This is a genomic window from Solidesulfovibrio carbinolicus, assembly GCF_004135975.1.
Taxonomy (GTDB): Bacteria; Desulfobacterota; Desulfovibrionia; order Desulfovibrionales; family Desulfovibrionaceae; genus Solidesulfovibrio; species Solidesulfovibrio carbinolicus.
This window is the reverse complement of the sequence record NZ_CP026538.1, coordinates 1,163,297-1,186,613: the sequence shown is the minus strand read 5'-3', so window position 1 is coordinate 1,186,613 and position 23,317 is coordinate 1,163,297. Positions and strand designations below refer to the sequence as shown.

The window sequence follows — 23,317 nt, the reverse complement described above, 5'->3', positions numbered from 1 at the left end:
GGACTAGCGCTCCCCTTGCTCGTCCTGGAGGCGGGCTATGGCCGCTTCCGCCGCCCCGGCCAGTTCCGGGTCGTCGCCGCCGACAAGGCCGAGCAAGGCCTGAAAGGCCTCGGGGCCGCCGATCTCACCGAGGGTTTCCACGGCTTTGATGGCTACAAGCTTGCTTGGCTCTCCGGCCAGTTCCAGCAGGCGCGGCACGGCCTCGCGCTCGCCCCGCGCTCCCAGGGCTTCCACGGCCCGGATGCGCACCCAGTCGTCCTCGTCGTTTAAGGCCTGCTCCAGATACGTGTAAACCTTGTCGCTGTCGCAGCCGCCGAGCACTTCCACCACGGCCAGCCGCACATCCCGGCTTTCGTCAGTCAGACGGCTGACGATAAGCGACAGGCTGCCCTCTTCGTGGCCGCAGGAATCGGCCAGGGCCTCCAGGGCGATCTTGCGGATGTCGGGAATCTCGTCGATCAGGGCCTCGCGGATGATGTCCATGTGTTCGCCCACGCCCATGCGGCCCAGGGCATAGACGGCCATGAGCCGGTCCATGGGCTCGTCGCCGCGGGAAAGCTCCCGGAAGCGGGCGTCGAGTTCGGCCCCGCCGATGGCCACGCAGGCGTCCAGGGCGGCTTCCTTGACGGCGTCGGAAGGATGGCCGAGCAAGGCGAAAAGGGCCGGACCGGCCGAAGCCACCCGCATCCCGCCGCCCAGGAAGGCCACGGCCTCCAGCAGCACGGCCTCGTTGTCGGCATCAAGCTGACCCAGGAAAAATTCCACCGCCGTCTCGCCGCCGATGGCGGCCAGGGCCTTGGCCGCCGCCGGCTGAAACGAGGCCGGCAGCTCGGCGAAGGCGTCCATGAGCAGGGCCGGGCACTGGGGACAGGGCAAGGCGGCCAGCACGTCCAGGGCCACGGCCCGCTGGGCCTCTTCGCCCTGGCGCAGGGCGTCGCCCAGGGCTTGGGTGAGGCCCATGTCCCGAAGGGCTGTGATCGCGTGTTCGTAGCGCTCGGGCAAATGGTCGCGGTCCAGGCGGGCGGCATGGGCCAGCACGGCCCGGGCCGCTTCCTCGCCGCTGACGGACCCCAGACCCGACACGGCCGCGTCCTGGACATCGTCCTCGTCGTCGGACAACGCCCCCAGCAGATAGCCGCGAAAACGGTCACGCTCGGCCGGGGACAAAAGCGACAGGGCCTTGCCGCCCAGGATGCGCACCACCGCCTTGACGATCTTGTTGCGCAGCACCTCGGGCGAGGCGTCCATGCGCTTGAGCAGCATGGTCACGGCCTTGATGTTGCCGATCTCGCCCAGGGCGTCGACGATCATGGAAGCCACCAGATCGGTGCTCCGGTCCAGGGCCTTGACCAGGGCTCCGACCGAGGAGGCGTCGCGGATCTTGGACAGGGCCTCGATGACCGCGAACTGCACCCATTCGTCGTCGCCCAGGGCCTGGCCAAGGCTCGGCGCGGCCTCGGCAAAGGCCAGTTCGCCAAGGCTCACCGCCGCCTGATAGCGCACGTTGACCTCGGGGTCCTTGAGCAGGGCCTCGCACAGCGGCCCCACGGCCAGCCGGCTGTCGGTGGAGCCCAGGATATCCGAAGCGAAAATACGGATGTCGGGGTCGCCGTCATGGAGCAGTTCGAGCAGGGTCGGAAAATCCTGGCCGCCCACGTCGCGCAGGATGTCCATGGCGGCGTTTCTGGCCGGGGCGTCGTCGGAGCGCAAAAGCGGCTTGACCGCGGCCACCACGTCCTTGCCGCCCAGACGCCGCAGCGCCCGGTCGGCCGCTTCCTGCACACCGAGGTTGTGCGAGCACAGCAAATGGGCCAGAAGCGGAACGGCCGCCAGGCACCCGCTCTCGCCGGCATCATAGGCGGCGTCCCGAAGCACGTCGGGATCGTCGCCGCCAAGCCGCTGGCAAAGCTCGTTGCAGTCCACCATGCCGGTTCCTTGCCCGCCCCGCGCCGGGACGGTCATTTGTAAAGGTTTTGCAGAATCGCTTCGCCCATATCGTCGATATCCACGATCTCGTCGGCCAACCCCGCATCGACAATGGCTTTGGGCATCCCATAGACCACGCAGGTGGAGTCGGACTGGGCCAGGGCGCGACCGCCCTTGGCCTTGAGCACCTTCATGCCGTCCAGGCCGTCGGACCCCATGCCGGTCAGAACCACCCCAAGCCCGCGCCGGCCGACCCCGGCCGCTACGGAATCGAAAAGCACCGTGGCCGAGGGTTTGTACAGGGCCTCGCGCGGCTCTTCCACCACCCGCACGTCGATGCGGCTCACCTTCTGGTCCAGGCGCAGGTGCTTGCCGCCCGGGGCCACGTAGGCCACGCCGTGCTGGAGGCGTTCGCCGTCCTCGGCTTCCTTGACCGTAATCTGGCACACGCTGTCCAGCCGTTTGGCAAAGGGACCGGTAAAGGCGGCCGGCATGTGCTGGGCGATCAAAATGCCGGCCGGAAAATCCTTGGGCAACACCGACAGCACCTTCTGCACCGCCGGAGGCCCGCCCGTGGACACGCCGATGGCCACCAGATCGCGGGTCTGGGCGCCGCCGGGCCGGGTCGCCCGGGACGGCCGTTCGGCCGGGGCCGCCGAGGCCGCTCCCGCCTGGGCCGCGCCCGCCGCGCCGGCCGCCCGCACCCGGGCGGTCAGGGACGAACGGGATAAATGGCTCATGCGCCGTTTGGCGATAAGCTTGACCTTGGCCCGCAAATCGTCCTCGATCTTGACGATGTCCAGCGACACCTTGGACAGCTGTTTGGGGATGAAATCCACGGCCCCAAGTTCCATGGCCTTGAGCGTGGCCTCGGCCCCCTCGGTGGTCAGCGAACTCACCATCAGCACGGGCCGGGGCATTTCCATCATAATATGGCGCAGGGCGGTCAGTCCGTCCATGCGGGGCATTTCAATATCCAGGGTGACCACGTCGGGCTGGTGCCGACGGATCATCTCCAGGCCTTCCTCGCCGTCGCGGGCCGCGCCCACGACCTCGATCTCGGGGTCCTTGGACAGCATGGCGGCCAGCGCCTTGCGCATGAAAGCCGAATCGTCAATGACCACTACCTTGATCACGCATCTCTCCTGAGGGCGGCATATCGGGGCTTTCGCCCGGGGCCGGCCGGCCCGAAAACCGGACGGCGCGTCCCCTTGAACATGATTAGATGACTCTTCGCGATATGACAACAAACTTTGTGCTTGCCAAACCCCGCGGGATGCTCTAAAAGCCTTCTTCTCACGACGGGATGTGGCTCAGTCTGGCTAGAGCGCTGCGTTCGGGACGCAGAAGCCGGAGGTTCGAATCCTCTCATCCCGACCAGACAGTCCAAGGGGTTGCGGCAAAGTTGCCGTAACCCCTTTTTCTTGTGACATTCCGCCGCGCCGGCAACGCGCCCGTTTCTTCACGCCTCTTCCCGCCGGCCGCATTGGCCCGAGGCCAGTTCCCGGGCCCGCTGCTCGGCCAGGGCGGCCACGGCCCGAGACAAGATATCCAGCAACGCGCCCATATGATTGGCGCAGCTGCGCTCCGCCGCTTCCCCGGCGTCGGCCTGGCTGTCCCCAAGCCAGTCCGGTTCGGGAAACAGCGCCCCGGCTTCGTCCAGACGTTGCTCCAACTGCTCGATGAGTTCGTCCACCCCGGTCGGGGCCAGGCCCGGCATGTCCAGGACGAGCCGCAGTTTTTCATAAATATCGCGCAACCGGTCCCACCGGTCGGGTTCGCGATGCTGGCCGTCCCAGCCGGGGGTCAGGGGATCTCCCTGCATGTCCTGGACTCCTTTGGCGTGTGATCCCTTCCTATAGCCCGGCCCGGCGGCAATTGCCAGTGTTGGGAACCATCTTTCAAGACGTTCACACTTGCACTTTCCGGCTCGGGCTTTACTATGGGGCATGACGCAATCACCCCGCAAAACAGTGACGCTCCCGGTCGGCGGCATGCACTGCGCCGCCTGTTCCTCGCGCATCGAACGCGTTCTGGGCGGCCAGTCCGGCATTGAAGAAGCCTCGGTCAATCTGGCCGACGCCTCCTTGCGCCTGACCTATGATCCCGGGATCGTCAACCTGGACGCCATCGCCGCCCGGGTGGCCGATCTGGGCTTTTCGCTGGGGTCGCCACCGCCGGAGCACGCCGTCTACGACACGACCATCACCGGCATGCACTGCGCCGCCTGTTCCTCGCGCATCGAACGGGTGGTGGGCAAGCTGCCGGGCATCGTCGAAGCGTCGGTCAACCTGGCCGAGGGCACGGGCCGCTTCGCCTTCGACCCGGCCACGCTCACCCGGCGTCAGATCCGTCAGGCCATCGCCGACCTCGGCTTCGCCGCCGTCCCCCTGGCCGCCGGGCCGGACCGGCTGGCCCAGCGCCAGGCCAAGGCCCAGGAGGAGCTGGCCGCCAAGCGCCGCGAACTCGTCCCGGCCCTGGGCCTGGCCGGGGCGCTGCTGGTCCTCTCCATGGGCCACATGCTCGGGCTGCCCCTGCCGCATTTCCTGCATCCCGACGCCTCGCCCGCCGCCTTTGCCCTGGCCCAGCTGGCCCTTTGCGCCCCCATCGTCTGGATCGGCCGGCGCTTTTACGCCGACGGCCTGCCAGCGCTTATGCGCGGCGGCCCCAACATGGACAGTCTGGTGGCCATCGGCACCGGCGCGGCCCTGGCCTACAGCCTGGCCGGCACGGCCCTGATCCTTCTCGGTTCGGACCCGGCCGCCCGGGCCATGGACCTCTACTACGAATCGGCCGGGGTGCTTTTGGCCATGATCAGCCTGGGCAAATACCTCGAAGCCTCGGCCAAGTTCAAAACCTCCGGAGCCATCGCGGCGCTTTTGCGCCTGGCCCCGGACACGGCCACCCTGATGCGCGACGGCCGGGAAGAAGTCGTGCCCCTGGCCGAGGTCGAACCCGGCGACGTGGTCCTGGTGCGGCCCGGCGAACGCATCCCGGTGGACGGTCTGGTCACCGACGGGGCCACCCGGGTGGACGAGTCCATGCTGACCGGCGAACCCATGCCCGTGGCCAAGACTCTCGGCGACGCCGTCTCGGCCGGCACCCAGAACACCGCCGGCGCGGTGCTCGTCCGGGCCACCCGGGTGGGCCAGGACACCACGCTGTCGCGCATCGTGGAACTCGTGCGCCGCGCCCAGGGTTCCAAGGCCCCCATCGCCAATCTGGCCGACACGGTGAGTTTTTATTTCGTGCCCACGGTCATGGCCGTGGCCCTGGTTTCCGGGCTGGCCTGGTTTTTTATCGGCGGGGCCGATCTGTCCTTTTCGCTGCGGATTTTCGTCGCGGTCATGGTCATCGCCTGCCCCTGCGCCATGGGGCTGGCCGTGCCCACCTCCATCATGGTGGGCACGGGGCGCGGGGCGCGCCTGGGCATCCTGGTCAAATCCGGGGCGGCCTTGCAGGCGGCAGGAACCGTGGACACGGTGGTGTTCGACAAGACCGGGACGCTGACCGTGGGCGCGCCGCGCCTGACCGATCTGGTCCCGTCCGCCGGCCAGGACCCGGCCGCCTTGCTGGCCCTGGCCGGGGCGGCCGAGGCCCGCTCGGAACATCCCCTGGCCAAGGCCGTGGCCGAGGCCGCCCGGGAACAAACGCCCGCCCTGCCCGATCCCGAGGCTTTCGAGGCCGTGCCCGGCCGGGGCGTGGCCGCCCGCATTGGCGGCCGGGAGGTGCTGGTCGGCACGGCCGCTTTTTTGGCCGAACGCGGGATTGCGGCCGATCCGGCCCTGGAAGCGGCCGACGCGGGCCTGGCCGGAGCCGGCAAGACCCCGGTGCGGCTGGCCGTGGACGGGGTGGCGGCGGCCGTCTTGGCCGTGGCCGACGCCCCGCGCCCGGAAGCGGCCGCCGTGGCGGCGGCGCTCAAAAAGCGGGGCCTTGGCGTGGTCATGCTCACCGGCGACCATGAGGCCACGGCTCGGGCCGTGGCCGCGAGCCTGGGCATTGAGCACGTGGTCGCCCGGGTGCTGCCCGAGCGCAAAGAGGCCGAGGTCGCGGCCTTGCAGGCGGCCGGGCACAAGGTGGCCATGGTCGGCGACGGCATCAACGACGCCCCGGCCCTGGCCCGGGCCGATCTCGGCGTGGCCATGGGTTCGGGCATCGACGTGGCCGTGGAATCCTGCGACGTGGTGCTCATGCGAAACGACCTCTCCGGCGTGCCGGCCGCCCTGGAGCTGTCCCGGGCCGTTATCGCCAACATCAAGCAAAACCTCTTCTGGGCCTTTGCCTTCAACGTCATCGGCATCCCGGTGGCGGCCGGCGCGCTGCATGTTTTCGGCGGTCCGACCCTCAATCCCATGATCGCCGGCACGGCCATGGCGCTGAGTTCCTTTACCGTGGTGACCAACGCCCTGCGCCTGCGCTTTTTCGCCCCCTCGCCCATTGGCTCTTGACCGAGGCCGGTTTTCGAGGGAAGGGGACGTGGTCCCCGGGACCGCCGGTCCCGGGGACCAAGCGTTTCGCTCCTTTTGGACAGCCCATGCCGCGCCCCAGCAAAACAACACTTCTCGACCACGGCCGCCGCACGGTCATCGACTACGAGTCCGACACCGTGCGCCGCATCCTCGACGCCGCCGAATCCCTATTTGCCGCCAACTGTTTCGCCGGCACGCGCATGGAGGAGATCGCCGCCGCCGCCGGGGTCAACAAGGCCACCATCTATTACCACATCGGCGACAAGGAAAAGCTCTACGACGTGGTGCTCACCCGCCATTTCGCCTATTTCGCCGATCGCCTGGAGCGCGAACTGGCCGACTGCGACGACCCAATCGAGGGGCTGCGCGGGGTCATCCGCATCCACGCCGAGGGTTTTTCCCACAATTCCAACGCCCCGCGCACCATCGCCCACGAGCTGGCCGGCGGCTCCCGGCGCTCATCCCCAGAGCTGTTGGCCATCTACGCCCGCATCCACAACGTCACCGCCCGCTTCGTCCGCCAGGGCGTGGCCGCCGGACGCTTGCTGCCCGTGGACACGGCCGTGCTGCAGATGCTCATGGCCGGCAGCCTGCTGGTCAGCACCATAAACGCGCCCTTTCGCACCCGCCTGGCCGAGACCCTGGACAAAGACCAGCCGCCCCCCATGCCAAGCGTCCTCGACATCGCGGCGTTTTTGGACAGCGTGGTGATTGCGGCCCTGCAGGCCGCTCCTTCCCGCTAACACGCAACACCTTCCCCGCGCCCCTGGGCGCACCACGCCACCCAGCGCCATGACGCGCCGGTCCGCCGCAACCGTTGGCCCGGCCCCGCCCGCAAGGCCGACTGACGACGCCAGCCCGTCCGCCTTGCGGCTCGCTCTTCCCGCGGCCCACGCCCGTGCCGCAGCATAACCGCCCCCTTGCGGCCAACAGCGCCGCCCTTCACACGCCTCGCGCCCGGCTACGGGCCATCCCGACAGGAACCGAGACCGTTTTCCGCCGCCTCCCCGCAGGCGCGCTTCCACGCCTTTCCCATCGTCACCATCTCTTCTCTTGACGCTAACCAACCGGTTAGTGTTAATACATTCCATACTCCCGCGCCCGTCTTTGGACAGGGACAACCCCAGCCCGCGCCGCAAGCCTTTTGGAGTGCCGCCCATGACGCAACAACCCGCCGGTTACGACGATCTCGATGCCCAACTCGACAAACTGGCCGCCGCCGGCCTGCTCCACACCATCGACCGCCCCATCGACAAGGACCGGGAAATGCACCCGCTGGTGCGCTGGCAGTACCGGGGCGGCATCCCCGAACACCGGCGCAAGGCCTTTCTCTTCACCAACCCCACCGACGCCAAGGGCCGCCACTATCCCGACGCCCGGGTGGCCATCGGCGTTTTCGCCGCCACGCCCGAGGTCTACGCCCTGGGCCTTGGCCGCAAACCCGAGGACATCGGCCAGGCCTGGCTGGACGCCATAGCCGCCCCCATCGCGCCCAAGGAAGTCACTGACGCGCCCTGCCAGGAAGTGGTCATCACCGGCGACGAGCTCCTGGGCGAAGGCAAGGGCCTGGACGCCCTGCCCATCCCCATTTCCACCCCGGGCTACGACACCGCCCCCTACCTCACCGCCGCCCTGTGGGCCACCCGCGACCCGGAATCGGGCATCCAGAACCTGGGCCTGTACCGGGGCAACCTCAAGGCCTCCAACCGGCTGGTCGTCATGATGGAGCGTTCGACCCTGGCCGGCGGCGGCGTCCACTGGCGCAAATACAAGGCCAAGGGCGAAAAGATGCCCGTGGCCGTGGTCATCGGCGCGCCGCCGGTCGTCGCCTACACCGGGCCGCAGAAGCTGCCCCTGGACTGCGACGAGCTCACCGTGGCCGGGGGGCTGGCCGGCTGTCCCATCGAGGTCGTGCGCGGCAAGACCGTCGATCTTCTCGTACCGGCGGCCGCCCAGGTCATCATCGAAGGCCTGATCGACACCGACGCCCTGGAGCCCGAAGGCCCCTTTGGCGAATCCCACGGCTACATGGCCCTGGAGGAATACAACTTCTCCATGACGGTGACGGCCATCACCCGACGCAGGAAATACACCGTGGCCTCCATCATCTCCCAGGTGACCCCCTGCGAATCGAGCGTGATCAAAAAGGTCGCCTACGAGCCGCTCTACCTGAACCACCTGCGCGACACCTTGAATATCAAGGGCGTCGCCCGGGTGACTATGCACGAGCCGCTGACCAACCTGCGGCGGTTTCTGTTTATCACCATCGCCAACGGCACCCCCAACACCGAGGTCTGGCGGGCGCTGAACGGCGCGGCCTCCTTCACCCCGGCCATCGGCAAGTTCTGCGTGGCCATCGACGAGGACATCGACCCGGCCAACACCGATCAGGTGCTGTGGGCCATGGCCTACCGCTCCAATCCCGTGGCCGACGTCGTCATCATCCCCCATCGCGGCAAGGGCCACGGCCCGGAGCTGCCCGGCCATCAGGTCGATTCCACCATGCTCATCGACGCCACGGCCAAGGGCGTGTTCCCGCCGGTGGCCCTGCCCAAGGCCGAATTCATGGAGCGGGCCAGGACCATCTGGGAGGAGCTGCAACTCCCGGAACTGGCCCCGGAGACGCCCTGGAGCGGCTACAGCCTGGGCGACTGGTGCGCCGAGTGGGACGCCTGCGCCAAGCGCGCCGCCAACGGCGACTGGCTGGCCAACGGCCGCCGCTCGGCCGCCAACCGCAGCGCCACGGCCGAACCCCAGGACCCGGCCCGGGGCATCGTCTGGGCCGAAAAGTAACCGTTTCCCGGACGCAGCCCGCTGCGGGCAGCGGCCGTTTGTTATTGAAACCAACCAGTTCGTGCGAAAATTTCAACCCCCGGTTCCGTTTGCCGGGGCGATCACGGAGCGATCCATGCAGAAGGGTTTCCCGCGCCAGTACGACGACTTAAACGCCCATCTCGAAAAGCTCGACAAGGCCGGCCTGCTGTGGACCATAAATGATCCCATCAACAAGGACCGCCACCTGCACCCCTTCGTGCGCTGGGGCTATGTCGGCGACGTGGGCACGGTGGTGGCCAACAACCCCAAGCGCGCCTTCCTGTTTACCAACGTCACCGACAGCAAGGGCCGCTCGTATCAGGGCGACTGCGACGTGATGGTGGGCGGCACGGCCGGTTCCCCGGCCATCTACGCGGCGTCGCTGGGCATCGACGACGCCGGCGACGACCTCACCGCCCTGTCCCAGAAGATCTTCGCCAAATGGGTCCAGGCCTTTGAAAAGCCGGTTGCGGCCGTGGAGATTCCCTCCGAGGAAGCCCCGGTCCATGAAGTGGTGCTCACCGGCGACGCCCTCAAAGGCGGCCAAGGCAAGGGCCTGGCCGGCCTGCCCGTGCCCAACAACACCCCGGGCTGGGACACGGCCCCGTATTTCTCGGCCGGGCTGTGGATCACCAAGGACCTGGACACGGGGGTGGAAAACATCAGCCAGAACCGGTGCAGCCTCAAGGCCTCCGACCGCATGACCGCCATGTGGCTCATCCAGACCAACGGCGGAGCCCACAACAACTGGGTGAAATACAAGGAGCGCGGCGAGAAGATGCCTGTGGCGCTCATTGTCGGCGCGCCGCCCATGCTGCAGGTCATCGGACCCCAGAAGACCCCCGAGCATCTCAACGACCTCGACGTGGCCGGCGGCCTGGCCGGCGTGCCCTACCGCAAGGTGGCCTGCAAGACCGTGCCGCTCATGGCCCCGGCCGACGCCCAGATCATCATTGAAGGCTGGATCGACCCGACCAAGCTCGAAATGGAAGCGCCCTTCGGCGAATCCTACGGCAACATGAGCGTGGAGGAATACAACCACTCCGTCGAGGTCACGGCCATCACCCGGCGCAAGAAAGCCACCATCACCTCCATGATCTCCCAGATGGCCCCATCGGAATCCGGCGTCATCAAGCAGCTCAACTACAGCGCGGTGATGCTCAACCACCTCAAAAACACGCTGTACGTGCGCCAGGTCAAGGACGTGGCCCTGCACGGCCCCATGATCGGCGTCTCACGTCTGACGGTCATCGTGCTCGAAAAAAACACCCCGCGCACCGAAGTCTGGCGGGCGCTTACCGGCGCCAGCGCCTTCATGCGGTCTGTCGGCAAGATCACCGTGGCCGTGGACGAGGACATCAACCCCAACAACGTCGAGGAAGTGCTGTGGGCCATCGCCTACCGCACCGACCTCATGAAGTCGGTGAAAATCGAGGACTACCAGGCCAACGGCCACGCCCCCAAGCTGCGCGACCGGGAATGGGAGGCCAAGATCATGATCGACGCCACCATGCACTATCCCATGCCGCCGGTGGCCCTGCCGACCAAGGACATCATGGAAGAGGCCCGGGAGCTGTGGGAAAAGGCCGGGCTGCCCAAAATCGCCCCGCGCTGGAAGTGGTACGGCTACAGCCTGGGCGACTGGTGCGAGGAATGGACCAAGTGCGCTGACCGGGCCGTGGCCGGCGATTGGCTCTTAAACGGCATCCGCACCGCCGTGCTGGTCGATACCGACGCCGTGGGCGGCCCCACCGCCGGCGTGCCGCGCAAGGGCGTGGTGCGCTACAACGAAGAGACCGGCCAGGTGGAATATCCCGAAGGCTTCCCGCTGCGCGACAAGTTCAACACCGACGAATAACGCTTGGGGGAGCGTCGCGGCAGTCAGCCGGACACTCCCGCCGAAGCCGGTCGCTTCCGGTCAGAAGCTCTCCCGGGCCGGAAGCGACCAGCATGATGACGCGACAGCCCTCGCGTCCGGCCGGACCGCCGGTCGACAACCGAAGCACGCGAAAAAGGGATCAACCATGAAACGCCTCATTGTCGGCATTTCCGGAGCCAGCGGCGTCGTTTACGGCATCCGGCTCCTGGAAGTCCTGCGCCACAGCCCGGACGTCGAAACCCATCTCATCCTCAGCAAGGGCGCGGCCGTGACCCTGGCCCTGGAAACCAAGCACACCCCCGAGTCCGTGGCCGCCCTGGCCGGCGTCAGCCACGCCCACGACAATCTGGCCGCCGCCATTTCCAGCGGCTCCTTTGGGGCCGACGGCATGGTCGTGGCCCCCTGCTCCATGAAAAGCCTGGCCCAGATCGCCCTGTCCTTAAACGACAACCTGCTCACGCGCGCCGCCGACGTGACGCTCAAGGAACGCCGTAAGCTCGTCCTCGTGCCCCGCGAAACGCCGCTGCATCTGGGGCATCTGCGCCACATGGCCGCCCTGGCCGAGATGGGGGCGGTCCTTTTGCCGCCCATGCCGTCCTTCTACCACGGCCCGCAAACCATCATGGACGTGGTGGACCAGACCGTGGGCAAGATTCTCGATCAGTTCGCCATCCCCCACGATCTGTTTCGCCGCTGGTCCGGCGGCAATCACTGAGGCCCCGACGTCGCCACCTTTTCCCGTTCCGCTTCGTCTCGGCGGCGCGGCGCGGCACCCGAGGTTGTCATGCCCCAGCAGGATCTTGCGTCTTTTGTCGCCGAACTGGAGTCCATCGGCCAGCTTGTGCGCATTGCCGAGGAAAAGCGGGTGGACGAGCTGCCCGCCGTCATGGAAGTCCACCCGGACAAGGCCGTGCTGGTGGAAAAGGTCAAGGATTGCGAGTTCCAGTTCCTGGCCGGGGCCTACTGCACCCGCGAGCAGTACGCCCACGCCATGAAATGCGACTGACCGAGGAGGCCCTCACCCAGGCCATGGCCGACTACATCCGGCAAGCGCCGCGCATGTGGCGCGACATCCTCAAACACTTCCACGGCCAGCCCTATCCGCTCATTTACCGGGCCTTCGGCAACCTGCGCCCCAAACTCGGCCGGGTGGCCGACCGCCGGCCGGACTATCCCTACAACCTTTGCCAACGCCTGTTTCGTCTACGAAAAGGGCAAGGACGGGAAATAGCTCCTGCCCGGCCGGGCGCAAACGTGGCCGCAACGTCAAGCCGGGCCGCTCTCCTGGCCGCCTGTCACGGCGGGAGAGCGGCCCGCCGCCATGACAGTAAAGCCTCGCGGTGTATCCCGCGCCAGAGCCCAAGCCTTGTGCATCCGGCCCGCGCCCCGTAAAGAAATAACCATGAAACGCATCATCATCGGCATTTCCGGGGCCAGCGGGGTTATTTACGGCGTCCGCCTGCTCGAAGTCCTGGGCGGCGTCGCGGAGGTGGAGACCCATCTCATCCTCTCATCCGGCGCGGCCGTCACCCTGGGCCTGGAAACGGACAAGACCCCGGCTGACCTGGCCGGCCTGGCCGACGTCAACCACGATCCGGCCGATCTGGCCGCCGCCGTGTCCAGCGGCTCGTTTGCCGCCCACGGCATGGTCGTGGCCCCGTGCTCCATGAAAAGCCTGGCCCAGATCGCCTTGTCCCTCAATGACAACCTGCTGACGCGGGCCGCCGACGTGACGCTGAAGGAACGCCGCAAGCTTGTCATCGTGCCCCGCGAGACGCCGCTGCACCTGGGGCATCTGCGCCACATGGTTGCCCTGGCCGAGATGGGGGCCGTCATTTTGCCGCCCATGCCGTCGTTTTACCACGGCCCGCAAACCATCATGGACGTGGTGGACCAGACCGTGGGCAAGATTCTCGATCAGTTCGCCGTACCCCACGACCTCTTCCGGCGCTGGGGCGGGCAGTGACCCCGGAAGCCTTCGAGGCCGCCGTTCGGACGCTGTTCGCCGAAGTGGCGGCCATGACCCTGGCCACCTGCGCGGAGAGCCGCCCCTGGGCCAGCGACGTCTATTTCGCCCCCGACGGCTGGAAGCTCGTCTTTTTCTCGTCGCCGGCCAGCCGCCATTGCCGCAACCTGGAGGCCAACCCGGCCTGCGCCGCGACCATCCACCCGGTGGTCGCCTCCTGGCGCGACATCCACGGCCTGCAACTGGAAGGCCGGGTCGAACCCGTCAAAGGCCTCATAGCCATGGGCCGGGCCGCGGCCGTCTACTGCGCCAAATTCCCTTTTGCCAAGGCCCTGCTGGAAGCGCCCGGGGAGAGCGCCGCCAAAATGGCCCGGGTGCGGCCCCATGCGTTCATCCCCCAGTCCGTGCGCCTGACCGACAACCGGAAAGGCTTCGGCACGCGTTTTGTCCTGCGCCTGGAAGAAGGCCGACCCCTGGGGCCGCTGGAGCGGGAAGCGGGCAACTGATAAATGCCGGACATATGCCAGGCAAGACCAGTCTAAAAAAAATAGAACTAAGCCCCAAAACGCCCCTGCCGCACCCCGCCCATCAGGAAATCTTGCCAAGGCAACCCTTCCCCCCATTGCTGCCTCGCACGGATTGGCTTATGTTGGAAGCGGAGTTGTCAAAAACGACACCATCAGCAATGCAATACGAATCCGTCCTGACGTTTTCGCCCGGAAGGGCCGCTTTGGACCATTGGTCCGCCACCACAACAGGCAAACAGCTCCTGGCGGTTCGCTCGTGACAACTTCTCTGCCCTCCGGGCGCGACACGGCCAAGCTCCGCTTCGGTCTGCCGACGCTCCTCGTATTGCTGTGCGCCTTGCTGCTGCCGTCTGCCGGCAGGGAGTCCAAGGCCGCCAAGACCGACGCTCAGGCCTCGGCCAAAGCCATCACCGTCGTCCTGGATCAGGATTATCCGCCCTACACCATCACCACGCCCGAGGGAGAAACCACGGGTATCCTCATTGATTACTGGAAGCTTTGGGAAAAGGTGACGGGCGTGCCCGTCAATCTGCGCCCCTTGGGCTGGAACGCCGCCCAGAATGAAATGCTGCAAGGCCGCGCCGATGTCATCGACACCTTGTTCCGCAATCCCGAACGCGAAAAAATCTACAGTTTCTCCAAGCCCTACGCCACCATCGAAGTGCCGATCTTCGTCCACAAGGACTTAAGCGGCATCAAGGACCTCGACACGTTGCGGGGATTTACCGTGGGCGTCAAACGCGGCGACTCCAGCGTGGACTACCTGTCCAGCCGGGGCATCCTGCCCCTGGCCGCCTTCGACGGCTACGAAGGCGTGGTCCAGGCCGCCCGCGACGCCCGGGTCAAGGTCTTTTGCGTCGATAAGCCCCCGGCCCTGTACTACCTCTACAAGTACGGCCTGGAAAACGACTTCCGACTGGCTTTTACCCTCAACCAGGGCGAGTTCCACCGGGCCGTGCGCAAGGGCAACGAAGCCCTGCTCCAGCTCGTGGAAGACGGTTTTGCCCGCATCACGCCGGAGCAATACGAGGAAATTGATCGTAAATGGCGCGGCTCGGCGCTGTTTCCCTCCTCCACCATGCGCTACGCCCTGTGGGCCCTGGCCGTGGTGGCGGCGGCCGTGGCCGTGCTCGTGGCCATTAACGCCGTGCTGCGGCGCACGGTGCGCCGCCAGTCCTCGCGCCTGGATCAGCTGTTGATGGCCGTGGGCCAAAGCGAGGAACGCCACCGCGAACTCGTTCAGAGCGCCGCCAGCGTCATCCTGCGCCTGGATCACCAGGGCCGGGTGGCCTTCTGCAACGCCTTCGGTCTGGAGTTCTTCGGGTTTTCCCTGGAGGAAATGATCGGTCGGGAAATCGGCGCCCTTATCGACGTGGCCGACGCCCCCGGGGCCGACGACGGCGCCGACGCCTGGACGCACACCCTGGCCGCCCTGGCCCAATCCCCGGAAAGCGCCGCCTCCCTGACCCGCCAGCACAGACGCAAAAACGGCGAAATCGCCTGGATCGCCTGGTCGTTGCGCGGCCTGCGCGCCGCCACGGGAGGGGTGAGCGAAATCCTGTGCATCGGCAACGACATCACCGAGCGCAAGCGCATCGAGGAAGCCCTGCGCGCCAGCGAAGCCCGCTACACCCTGGTCGCCAAAGGGGCCAACGACGGCATATGGGACTGGGATCTGCGCACCAACATCGTCTACTATTCTCCACGCTACCTCGAAATTCTCGGCTACAACCCCGATGAAGTGCAAAATCTCCTCGACGAATGGACCAAGCGCATCCATCCCGACGACGCCGAAAACGTCATTCGCGCCAACAAACGCTGCGCCGACGGCGAGGTGGACAATTTCGCCGTGGAATACCGCATGCGCCACAAGGACGGCGCCTACCGCTGGATTCTCGGCCGGGGAGCCAGCCTCAAGGACGAACGCGGCGTGGTCATCCGCATGGCCGGCACCCACACCGACGTCACCCGCCGCAAGCGCGACGAGGAGGCCCTGCGCGAAAGCCAGGACCAGCTCGCCAAGATCTTCCGCTTCACCCCCGTGGGCATCTCCATCACCACCCGGCGCGACGGCCGCATCATTGACGTCAATGAAACTTGGGCCCGCATGTTCGGCCACGTCAAATCCGACGTCATCGGCCGCACCACCTACGAAGTCGGCCTGTGGCGACGCACCGAGGACCGCGAGGCGCTGCTGGCCGAAATGGCCCGGGCCGGCTCCATCTTCGGCAAGGAACTCGAACTGCGCTACAAAAACGGCTCCACCGTCACCGTGCTCTATTCCGCCGTGGCCAACCACGCCTATGGCGAACCCTGCATCCTGTCCGTGCTCGTGGACATCACCGAACGCAAGGCCATGGAACAGGCCCTGCGCCGCTCCAAGGAAGCCGCCGAATCCGCCAACAGGGCCAAAAGCGAATTCCTCTCCACCATGAGCCACGAAATCCGCACGCCCATGAACACCATCCTCGGCATGGTCGACGTGCTCGCGGGCACCTCGCTGACCAGCGACCAGACCCATGCCGTCAAGTCCATCGAACTGGCCGGAGCCAATCTCCTCGGCCTGCTCAACGATATCCTCGACCTGTCCCAGATTGAGGCCGGCGGCTTGGTCATCGAGGAAAAATCCTGCGACATCGTCGAGCTGGCCACCCAGCTCGCCGAGATGATGCGCCCCGACGCCGCCCGCAAAGGCCTGGAGTTGCGCCTGGAAATCCAGGGCGATCTGCCGCCGCGACTGTTCTGCTGCCCGGACCGCATCCGGCAAATCCTCGTCAACCTCCTGGGCAACGCCATCAAGTTCACCCAGCAGGGCCACGTCGTCCTGGAAGTCGCCAGCACCCCTTCCCTCACGGACGGCCCGCGCCTGCGCCTGGCCGTGCGCGACACCGGCATCGGCATCCCCGCCGACAAGCAGGCCGTCATTTTCGACCGCTTCACCCAAATAAACGCCTCGGCCAACCGCCAGTTCGGCGGCGTGGGCCTGGGGCTGGCCATCTGCAAAAAACTCGCGGAACTCATGGGCGGCCGCATCGGCGTGGACAGCGCTCCCGGCCGGGGCTCCACCTTCACCCTCAGCCTGCCCCTGCGTCCCGCGCCCCTGCCGCGACCCGCCAGCCTCCAGCCCGCCATCCCGGTGAACCGCTCCGGCGGCGGCACGGTGCTCCTCGTCGAGGACAGCGCCACCAACGCCGAAGTCATGCGCCTCATGCTCGAAGACACGCCCTTTCGCCTCACCTGGGCCCCCAGCGGCCAAGCCGCCCTGGCCGCCCTGGCCGACGCGCCCTTCGACGTCATCCTCATGGACGTCGAAATGCCCGGCATGGACGGCTACCAGACCACCGAAGCCCTGCGCCGACAGGAAAAGGAACTTGGCCGGCCGCGTACCCCGGTGGTGGCCCTGACCGCCCACGCCTTCGAGGAACACCGTCAGCGCAGCTTCCAGGCCGGCTGCGACGATTTCCAGGTCAAGCCCATCCCCAAGTCGCGCCTGGTGAGCACCCTGGAGACCTGGCTGGCCCTGCGCCCCTAGTGCCGCCCGCCCACTCTCAGGGCAGCGCGCCCGGAGCGCCGCCGACCGGATGCGTGGCCGCATACCACAGCGCCCACAGCCCAAAAGCCGTCACCAGCCCGCCGAACACCTTGCGGATGGCCGCCAGACGATCCAACAGCCGGCGGCGCAGCATCTTGCCGCCAAGGGCTATGACCACCCACCAGGCCATGGAACCGCAAAACACCCCGGCCGTCACCGCCGCCGCATCCCCGGCCCCGGCCTCGGCCCGCCCCAGCCCGAAGCCGGCGAAAATAGCGGCAAAACCGGCCAAGGTCATGGGATTGGCCAGGGTGAGCGCAAACATTGAGACAAACGCCCGGACATGGCCGCCACCGGCCCGGTCCTCGGGCCGCGCCGCCGGTGCCGAGCGCAACAGCCGCCACCCCATGGCGACCAGAAAGAGCCCGCCCAACCCCTGGCACCACACGGCATGGGCGGACAGAAAATCCGACACCGCCGTCAGCCCATAGGCGGCCACGGCCCCATACAAGGCGTCCGCCGCCGCCGCGCCCGACCCCGAGGCCAGCCCGGCCCGCAAGCCCCGCGACATGGCCCGCCCCAGACACAACATGCCCACCGGCCCAAACGGCATGGCGATAATCGCGCCAATGGTCGCGCCCTGGAAAAACAATGCCCACATGGCCGCTCCAATACCCCGCCCGGACGTGACCAAGGCGGCGGCAACGCGTCGATTGCGCGTCAGGGGGAGGTGAGGGAAGAAAGGGATGAGGCGGAAGAGGAGAAAGGGGGAAGAGGCCTCCGGCGGCTGGGGGCCTGAGGCCCCCATACCCCCCGAATGGGGGATAGGTTTAAAGGGGTTCGGCGGGGGGTGGCTCTTTGTCGGCTGGAAAGCCAAAGAGACCGTCTGGATGGCGTTTGCTCCGGCGGCCAAAGGGGCTGCGCCCTTTTGAACACCCCGCCTGGGTAACGGGGAAGGCGCTAGAGCAAATTGGCGTAGGCGCTGGTTTCGCGCTCGAAGCCCAGCAGGTCGATGTCGGCCGCCTTGATGCCGTGGCTGCCGAGCAGGCCGTGGATCTGGCCCCGGTGGTGGGTCTGGTGGTTGAAGAAATGGTCGATGCAAAGCGCCAGCGGCAAGGCCATGGGCGTGCCGTCGGTGGTGCGGTAGGCGAGCACCGATCCCAGACGCTGGGGATCGAGCTTCTGGGCAAAGGCGATGGCCCGGTCCTCTTCCACGTGGCGCGCGGCGGTTGAAGCCGCAAGGGTCGCATAGGGCACGGCGTCGACGGAAGCGACCGGCTCGCCCTGGCCGGTGAAGCGGTTGAGCCACAGCCGGTCGGCCAGGAGCAAATGGTTGGCGATGGCCAGGATGGAGCCGAAATTGACGGCGCTAACGGCCGTCAACTGCTCGGGCGAAAGCCTGGCCATGTCGGCGGCCAAACGGGCGTTGGCCCAGCGGTTGTAGAGGGCTTTGACGAGGAAGAGCTTGGTCATGGGCCTGAACTCCTTCATCGGGTAGGGTCATGTACGGCAAAAAAGCGTAGCCCTCTTTTGTCTCCTGCCTTGGCCGATGTCCAGACCGCGCGCAAAAGCGCCGCCGCCCGGAGTCCTTTTTTCCGAGCGGCGGCGCGGCAGGCATGGAGGAACAAACTTTTACGCCATCCGCTTCTCCCAATCCTCGGGCTTGCCGTCCTCGGCGTCTTCCCAGCCCGTGCACATGGCCTTGATATGGGCAAAAGGCGTATGCCCGGTGGTCGTCATGTACACATGCACCACCAGGAAGGCCAAAATGGCGAACGCTCCCAGCAGATGGGCCACGGCCACGGCCGACAGGCTAAGGCCCCCCAGGCCCAGGGCGGCCCAGTCGTTATACAGCCAATACAGCAGGCCCGTGAGCATCATAAAGGGCAACAAGGCCGCGGCCAGCGCCAGATAGGTCAGGCGCTGAAGCGGGTTATGCTTGGCGTCGGGCGTCTTGGGACAGGGATGGGGCTGGCCCTGGAAGATGCCGTAGCCGTAGTAGCGCATGACCTCGAACATCTTCTTGGTGGTCGGCACGTACTGCTTCCACTCGCCCGTGGTGGCCACCCAGAAGACGAAGAAGGCAAAGGCGACCAGCCAGGTGATGCCCAGGGCCGAATGCACGGTCACGGCCCGCTTGTAGCCGAAAAGCGTGAAACTGCCGTGGACCTCGAAGCCCGTGGCGGCCAGGGCGATGATGAGCGCCGCTTGCAGCCAGTGCCAAAACCGCTCGTAGCGGGTGTAGAGATAGAACTTGCCGTTACCTTGCGCGCTCATTGTCCCTTCCTCCTGGAGCTTGAAACCATGCGGCCCACGCCGTGGGCGATAACGGCCAGAACAGCCGCCGCCACCGCTCCCCAGCCGACCATGGTGACGCCGGCGTGGACGTCGCGGCCCGGCACGTACACGCCCGGCAGGCCCTTGAGGCGTCCTTCGGCGCTATGGCATTCGCCGCAGGCCACCACCCGCTCCTTGGGCGCGACCATGTGGGTGATGGGGAAGAAGTATTCCGTCTCGACAAACCCGACGTCGCCCGAGAACGGCAAATCCACGTACTTCATGCCCGAGGCGATGGCCCGCTTCCAGTCATAGCTGGCCCAGTAGGCGTCGGAGTCCTTGGGGCCAAACAGATGCGGAATGACGAAGGTGGCGTTGACCGGATCAAAGGGCTGCTTTCCGGTGTGGCGCTTAAACGGCATGATGCGCGACTTGCCGTCGGACGGCGAACCGGCCGGATGGTTGACGCTGACGATCTTGGTCGGATCGACCTTGTCCGTGACGAGCATGTTGCTCATGGCCCCGTTGAACCAGTAATAGACCGGCTCCACGTTCTTTTCCCAGGTGAAATTGCCCTTCTTGGAATCGTAGACCGGCTTGCCGTAGGGGCCTTCCTTCTTAAACGGCTTGCCTTCGGCGTTCATCTGGCCGGCCGTGGACCAGTCCCAGGTCATCTTCGTCGGCAGCACCCGGGCGAATTCCGGGATGTGGCAGGACTGGCAGGCCACCTTGTCCACGTGATCATTGGCCTTGGCGTCGTTCTTGTGGGGCTTTTGGCCGTGGCAGGATTCGCAGGCGATCTTGGAGGCCAGATCGGCCTCGGTGAGGCTGATGCGCTCGGGCGCGGCCGGCGAGGTGTAGAGCCGCCCGGCGATCTGGTGGTCCTTGGTGGTGTGGCAACGCTGGCAGCTGAAGTTGAGGCCCTCGGCGTCCATGTGCACGTCCAGGGACTTCTTGGGCATTCCCATGGAGCTGTCGAGGTCGCCGTGCTTCACGCCGTCGCCGCCGCCGCCGTAGAAGTGGCAGGCGCCGCAATTGAGCCGGTCGGGCCGTCCGACCTTGGCCGTGATCTTCTTGTAGTCGGGCGGCAGGTAGGTCTTGCCGTCCTCGGGGAACAGCGTCGGCTCGGTCACGGGATAGCCGGCCTTGGTCGGGAACTTCTCGTAGGTGTGGGTGGTGTCGTGGCACACCAGACAGTCGATGCGGTTCTTGTCGGCGAAATCGAACTTCTTGTCCTTCCAGCCGTAGCCGATGTGGCAGGAGGTGCAACGCGGCTCGTTGGACGGCACGGCGATGCAGAAGTTGTTGATGGTCTTGCCGTACTTGCCCATGGACTTGCCGTCGCCGCAGTCCGGGCAGATCCAGGTCCAGTGGATGGTGTGCTGGATCTGGTCGCCGGCCATCTGGTGGCAGGACAGGCAGGCGGCCGTGACCTCCTCGGGCTTGGTGAAATCCTTTTGCAGCGCCTCGTACTTGGAATGGTCCGAGGTGGTCCAGCGCGCCCCCGGGGCGCTCACCGCGCTGCGGGCCAGCTGCCGGCCCGGCGCGGCGTCGGCGCTTTTGTCATTTTGGGCCGCGCCCAGCAGCCCCGGTCCGGCGGCCAGCAAAAAAACGGCCGCCACGGCCAATCCCCCCCAACACAGCAGTGGTCGCTTGCACAGTCGCATGTTCCTCCTCCTTCCCGGCCCGGCGGCGCTGGGCAGGGCGGACGGGCCGTCCGCGAACGACGGCGCATCCTGGTTTCGTGACGAACAGCAGGGAACGTGCCAAAAATACGGGTTCCAACCGTATTAGCATACCACTGTTTTTTAGGGAATATTTTCTGTCGTCAGCTGGCGGATTGTTTTTCGGAACAGCCAACGGGAAAATAATTGCGCACCTGTTTAGGCATATGCGTAACAACTGCGTAACGGCTGCGCAAAACAAAACCGGCGGCCCTGGGCCGCCGGTCGATAACCACGAATGGCCGCAACGCGGCCTAATAGCCGCGCTGTTCCTGCTGATGGCCGATGAGCCCGCCGGCAATGCCGCCGAGGGCGCCGCCGATGCCCGCGCCGATGCCCGCGTTTCCGCCGGCAATGGCGCTTATGGCCGCGCCCGCGCCAGCTCCGAGGGCCGCGCCGGAAAGCGCTCCCTGCTGGGTTTTCGTCATATTGGTGCAGCCAAGGCTGCCGACAAGGGCCAACACCGCGCACGCGGCATAGACACGCTTCATTTCATGCCCCCTGCGGGTTAGGATTTTCCGGCCTTGCCCTTGGCCAGCTCATACCACATCACTTCCACCACCGGCCGGGTAACCTTGTCCGGATTGGCGGCGTACCACTGATCGATGGCCGTGACCATCTGGTCGAAGGAGTAAGGAGCCAAGCCCTTGCACCAGACATCGATGGTGGTTTTCTTGGGCGGAGTGTCGCCTTGCACTTCCTGCTCAAGCTCGATGATGGTGGCCGCGCCCACCAGAAACGCCTTGCGCTCCTGGGGCGTGGACTTCGTCCAATGCTCGCCGGTCACCACCGGCACCTCGTACTCCACGGCCAAGGCCGGCACGGCCAAAAGCAGCGTCAAGACCAGGCCGCCAAGCAAACGCAACAACGATTTTCGATGCATCGAAAGCCTCCTTTCCACTTCCGGACTGACGACGCCCCATGCGTGCGCCGGCCATGGGCCGATTCCGGAGCCTGAAACAAGTTTCTGTTGGAATTACCAAAAAAAAGCAAGGCCGGCCGGCCCAAAAGTTCGCCTCTCCACACCCCTTGCCCAAACCGCCGGCCGGGGCTATTTCCGTCTCCCGAGGTAGACTATGCCCCAATTTTCCGCCTTTGCCGATGACATCGCCGCCCCCTTGATCGCCGGGGGATTTCTCGCCGACGCCCTGCGGGAGCGCCTGCTCATTGAGCTGCCCACGACAACAGGAGCCGCCCTCGACGCCCTGGCCCGGGCCGCCGACAGCGTGCGCCGCGCCCGGATCGGCAACCGGGCCTCGCTGTGCTCCATAATAAGCGCCAAATCCGGACGCTGCGGCGAAAACTGCGCCTTTTGCGCCCAGTCCGGCCACCACGCTTCCCAAAGCGCCGTCCACCCCTTCCTGCCGCCGGCCGACATCGCCGCCGCCGCCGCCGCCATGCAGGCCGCCGGCGTTACCCGCTTCGGCATCGTCGCCTCGGGCAAGGCCCTGCCCGAAGCCGAAATCGCGGCCGCCGCCCAGGCCATCGCGGCCATCGACGCCGCCGGCATGGCCGCCGACGCCTCTTTCGGCGTGCTGTCTGCCGACGCCCTGGAGCGCCTCAAAACCGCAGGCCTGGCCGCCTACCACCACAACCTCGAAACCTCGCGCCGCCACTACCCGAACATCTGCACCACCCGCACCTTCGACGACAACCTGGCCGTGCTTACCGACTGCCGCCGCCTGGGCATCCCAATCTGTTCCGGCGGGCTTTTCGGCCTGGGCGAAACCTGGGAAGACCGGGCCGATCTGGCGCTGACGCTGCTTGAAGCCGGCGCGTTTTCCATCCCCGTCAATTTCCTCTCGCCCATCCCGGGCACGCCCCTGGAAGCACAGCCGATCCTCTCCCGCGACGAAGCCCGGCGCATCGTCATCCTGCTGCGCTGCCTGCTGCCCGACCGCCACATCCGCATCTGCGGCGGCCGGCCCACGGTCTTCGGGCCGACCCGGGACAACCTCGCGCCCCTTCGCTGCGGCGCGGACGGCCTCATGGTCGGCGACTACCTGACCACCGCCGGCGCGTCCCTGGACAACGACAAACAGGGGCTGGCCGACATCGGGTTTGAGGTAGGTTAGCGGGAGATAAGGCCAAAGAGCGGGCTCTGCCCGCGCCCGCCAGGGGCCGAGGGCCCCTGGACCCCCACATGTTCTGTTCCCACTCCAGACATGCGAAACGGGCGGATTTTGGCGCGAGGCTTTGATCG

At 66.6% G+C, this 23,317-nt stretch carries 20 protein-coding genes and 1 tRNA gene; 12 read left to right on the top strand and 9 right to left on the bottom strand.

Going from position 1 to position 23,317, the window contains the following annotated elements:
* Positions 1-3: 3 nt before the first annotated feature.
* Both C3Y92_RS05220 and C3Y92_RS05215 read right to left on the bottom strand, forming a co-directional pair.
* On the bottom strand, positions 4-1,926 hold the full coding sequence (locus C3Y92_RS05220) for a HEAT repeat domain-containing protein (RefSeq protein ID WP_129350219.1): 1,923 nt from the start codon (positions 1,924-1,926) through the stop codon (positions 4-6).
* A gap of 32 nt (positions 1,927-1,958) precedes the next feature.
* Positions 1,959-3,062 carry a protein-glutamate methylesterase/protein-glutamine glutaminase gene (locus tag C3Y92_RS05215; protein ID WP_129350217.1) on the bottom strand — a complete coding sequence of 368 codons (1,104 nt, stop codon included), beginning with the start codon at positions 3,060-3,062 and terminating at the stop codon, positions 1,959-1,961.
* 166 nt (positions 3,063-3,228) lie between these two features.
* On the opposite strand from C3Y92_RS05215, the gene C3Y92_RS05210 reads away from it, so the two are divergent.
* Positions 3,229-3,306, top strand: a tRNA-Pro gene (locus C3Y92_RS05210).
* 82 nt (positions 3,307-3,388) lie between these two features.
* Here the strand turns inward: C3Y92_RS05210 and C3Y92_RS05205 are convergent.
* Positions 3,389-3,751, bottom strand: a complete 363-nt coding sequence (locus C3Y92_RS05205) for a hypothetical protein (protein ID WP_129350214.1) — start codon at positions 3,749-3,751, stop codon at positions 3,389-3,391.
* A gap of 124 nt (positions 3,752-3,875) precedes the next feature.
* Between C3Y92_RS05205 and C3Y92_RS05200 the strand changes: the two genes are divergently transcribed.
* From C3Y92_RS05200 to C3Y92_RS05155, 10 genes are all read left to right on the top strand, one after another.
* Positions 3,876-6,374, top strand: a complete 2,499-nt coding sequence (locus C3Y92_RS05200) for a heavy metal translocating P-type ATPase (protein WP_129350211.1) — start codon at positions 3,876-3,878, stop codon at positions 6,372-6,374.
* 86 nt (positions 6,375-6,460) lie between these two features.
* The gene (locus C3Y92_RS05195; RefSeq protein ID WP_129350207.1) at positions 6,461-7,138 is read left to right on the top strand and encodes a TetR/AcrR family transcriptional regulator; all 678 of its coding nucleotides are present in this window, start codon (positions 6,461-6,463) and stop codon (positions 7,136-7,138) included.
* Positions 7,139-7,553: 415 nt separating this feature from the next.
* The gene (locus tag C3Y92_RS05190; RefSeq protein WP_129350204.1) at positions 7,554-9,188 is read left to right on the top strand and encodes a UbiD family decarboxylase; all 1,635 of its coding nucleotides are present in this window, start codon (positions 7,554-7,556) and stop codon (positions 9,186-9,188) included.
* Between the two features lie 115 nt (positions 9,189-9,303).
* The gene (locus C3Y92_RS05185; protein ID WP_129350201.1) at positions 9,304-11,067 is read left to right on the top strand and encodes a UbiD family decarboxylase; all 1,764 of its coding nucleotides are present in this window, start codon (positions 9,304-9,306) and stop codon (positions 11,065-11,067) included.
* Between the two features lie 166 nt (positions 11,068-11,233).
* Complete coding sequence (locus tag C3Y92_RS05180) at positions 11,234-11,803, top strand: UbiX family flavin prenyltransferase (protein WP_129350198.1); 570 nt, start codon at positions 11,234-11,236, stop codon at positions 11,801-11,803.
* A gap of 69 nt (positions 11,804-11,872) precedes the next feature.
* Positions 11,873-12,094 (top strand): UbiD family decarboxylase domain-containing protein, encoded by a 222-nt coding sequence (locus C3Y92_RS05175; RefSeq protein WP_235669625.1) that lies wholly within the window; start codon positions 11,873-11,875, stop codon positions 12,092-12,094.
* Positions 12,085-12,480 carry a hypothetical protein gene (locus C3Y92_RS05170; protein ID WP_129350195.1) on the top strand — a complete coding sequence of 132 codons (396 nt, stop codon included), beginning with the start codon at positions 12,085-12,087 and terminating at the stop codon, positions 12,478-12,480. The genes C3Y92_RS05175 and C3Y92_RS05170 overlap by 10 nt, the downstream gene beginning before the upstream one ends.
* 10 nt (positions 12,481-12,490) lie before the next feature.
* Entirely contained in the window at positions 12,491-13,054 is a 564-nt protein-coding gene (locus C3Y92_RS05165) for a UbiX family flavin prenyltransferase (protein WP_129350192.1), read from the top strand.
* On the top strand, positions 13,051-13,560 hold the full coding sequence (locus C3Y92_RS05160) for a pyridoxamine 5'-phosphate oxidase family protein (RefSeq protein WP_129350189.1): 510 nt from the start codon (positions 13,051-13,053) through the stop codon (positions 13,558-13,560). The genes C3Y92_RS05165 and C3Y92_RS05160 overlap by 4 nt, the downstream gene beginning before the upstream one ends.
* A 277-nt stretch (positions 13,561-13,837) precedes the next feature.
* Entirely contained in the window at positions 13,838-17,113 is a 3,276-nt protein-coding gene (locus tag C3Y92_RS05155; protein WP_129350186.1) for a PAS domain S-box protein, read from the top strand.
* A 16-nt stretch (positions 17,114-17,129) separates the two neighbouring features.
* On the opposite strand, the gene C3Y92_RS05150 is transcribed toward C3Y92_RS05155, so the two are convergent.
* The 6 genes from C3Y92_RS05150 to C3Y92_RS05125 form a co-directional block, all read right to left on the bottom strand.
* The gene (locus C3Y92_RS05150) at positions 17,130-17,774 is read right to left on the bottom strand and encodes a LysE family translocator (protein WP_129350183.1); all 645 of its coding nucleotides are present in this window, start codon (positions 17,772-17,774) and stop codon (positions 17,130-17,132) included.
* Positions 17,775-18,073: 299 nt separating this feature from the next.
* Positions 18,074-18,586 carry a DinB family protein gene (locus tag C3Y92_RS05145; RefSeq protein ID WP_129350179.1) on the bottom strand — a complete coding sequence of 171 codons (513 nt, stop codon included), beginning with the start codon at positions 18,584-18,586 and terminating at the stop codon, positions 18,074-18,076.
* Between the two features lie 159 nt (positions 18,587-18,745).
* Entirely contained in the window at positions 18,746-19,390 is a 645-nt protein-coding gene (locus C3Y92_RS05140) for a cytochrome b/b6 domain-containing protein (RefSeq protein ID WP_129350176.1), read from the bottom strand.
* Positions 19,387-21,057, bottom strand: a complete 1,671-nt coding sequence (locus C3Y92_RS05135; protein ID WP_129350173.1) for a tetrathionate reductase family octaheme c-type cytochrome — start codon at positions 21,055-21,057, stop codon at positions 19,387-19,389. Before C3Y92_RS05135 ends, C3Y92_RS05140 begins: the two co-directional genes overlap by 4 nt.
* 311 nt (positions 21,058-21,368) lie before the next feature.
* On the bottom strand, positions 21,369-21,605 hold the full coding sequence (locus C3Y92_RS05130; protein WP_015862003.1) for a glycine zipper domain-containing protein: 237 nt from the start codon (positions 21,603-21,605) through the stop codon (positions 21,369-21,371).
* 17 nt (positions 21,606-21,622) lie between these two features.
* Positions 21,623-21,997 (bottom strand): hypothetical protein, encoded by a 375-nt coding sequence (locus C3Y92_RS05125; protein ID WP_129350171.1) that lies wholly within the window; start codon positions 21,995-21,997, stop codon positions 21,623-21,625.
* Between the two features lie 193 nt (positions 21,998-22,190).
* On the opposite strand from C3Y92_RS05125, the gene bioB reads away from it, so the two are divergent.
* Positions 22,191-23,189 carry a biotin synthase BioB gene (gene bioB, locus C3Y92_RS05120; RefSeq protein ID WP_129350168.1) on the top strand — a complete coding sequence of 333 codons (999 nt, stop codon included), beginning with the start codon at positions 22,191-22,193 and terminating at the stop codon, positions 23,187-23,189.
* Positions 23,190-23,317 lie beyond the last annotated feature (128 nt).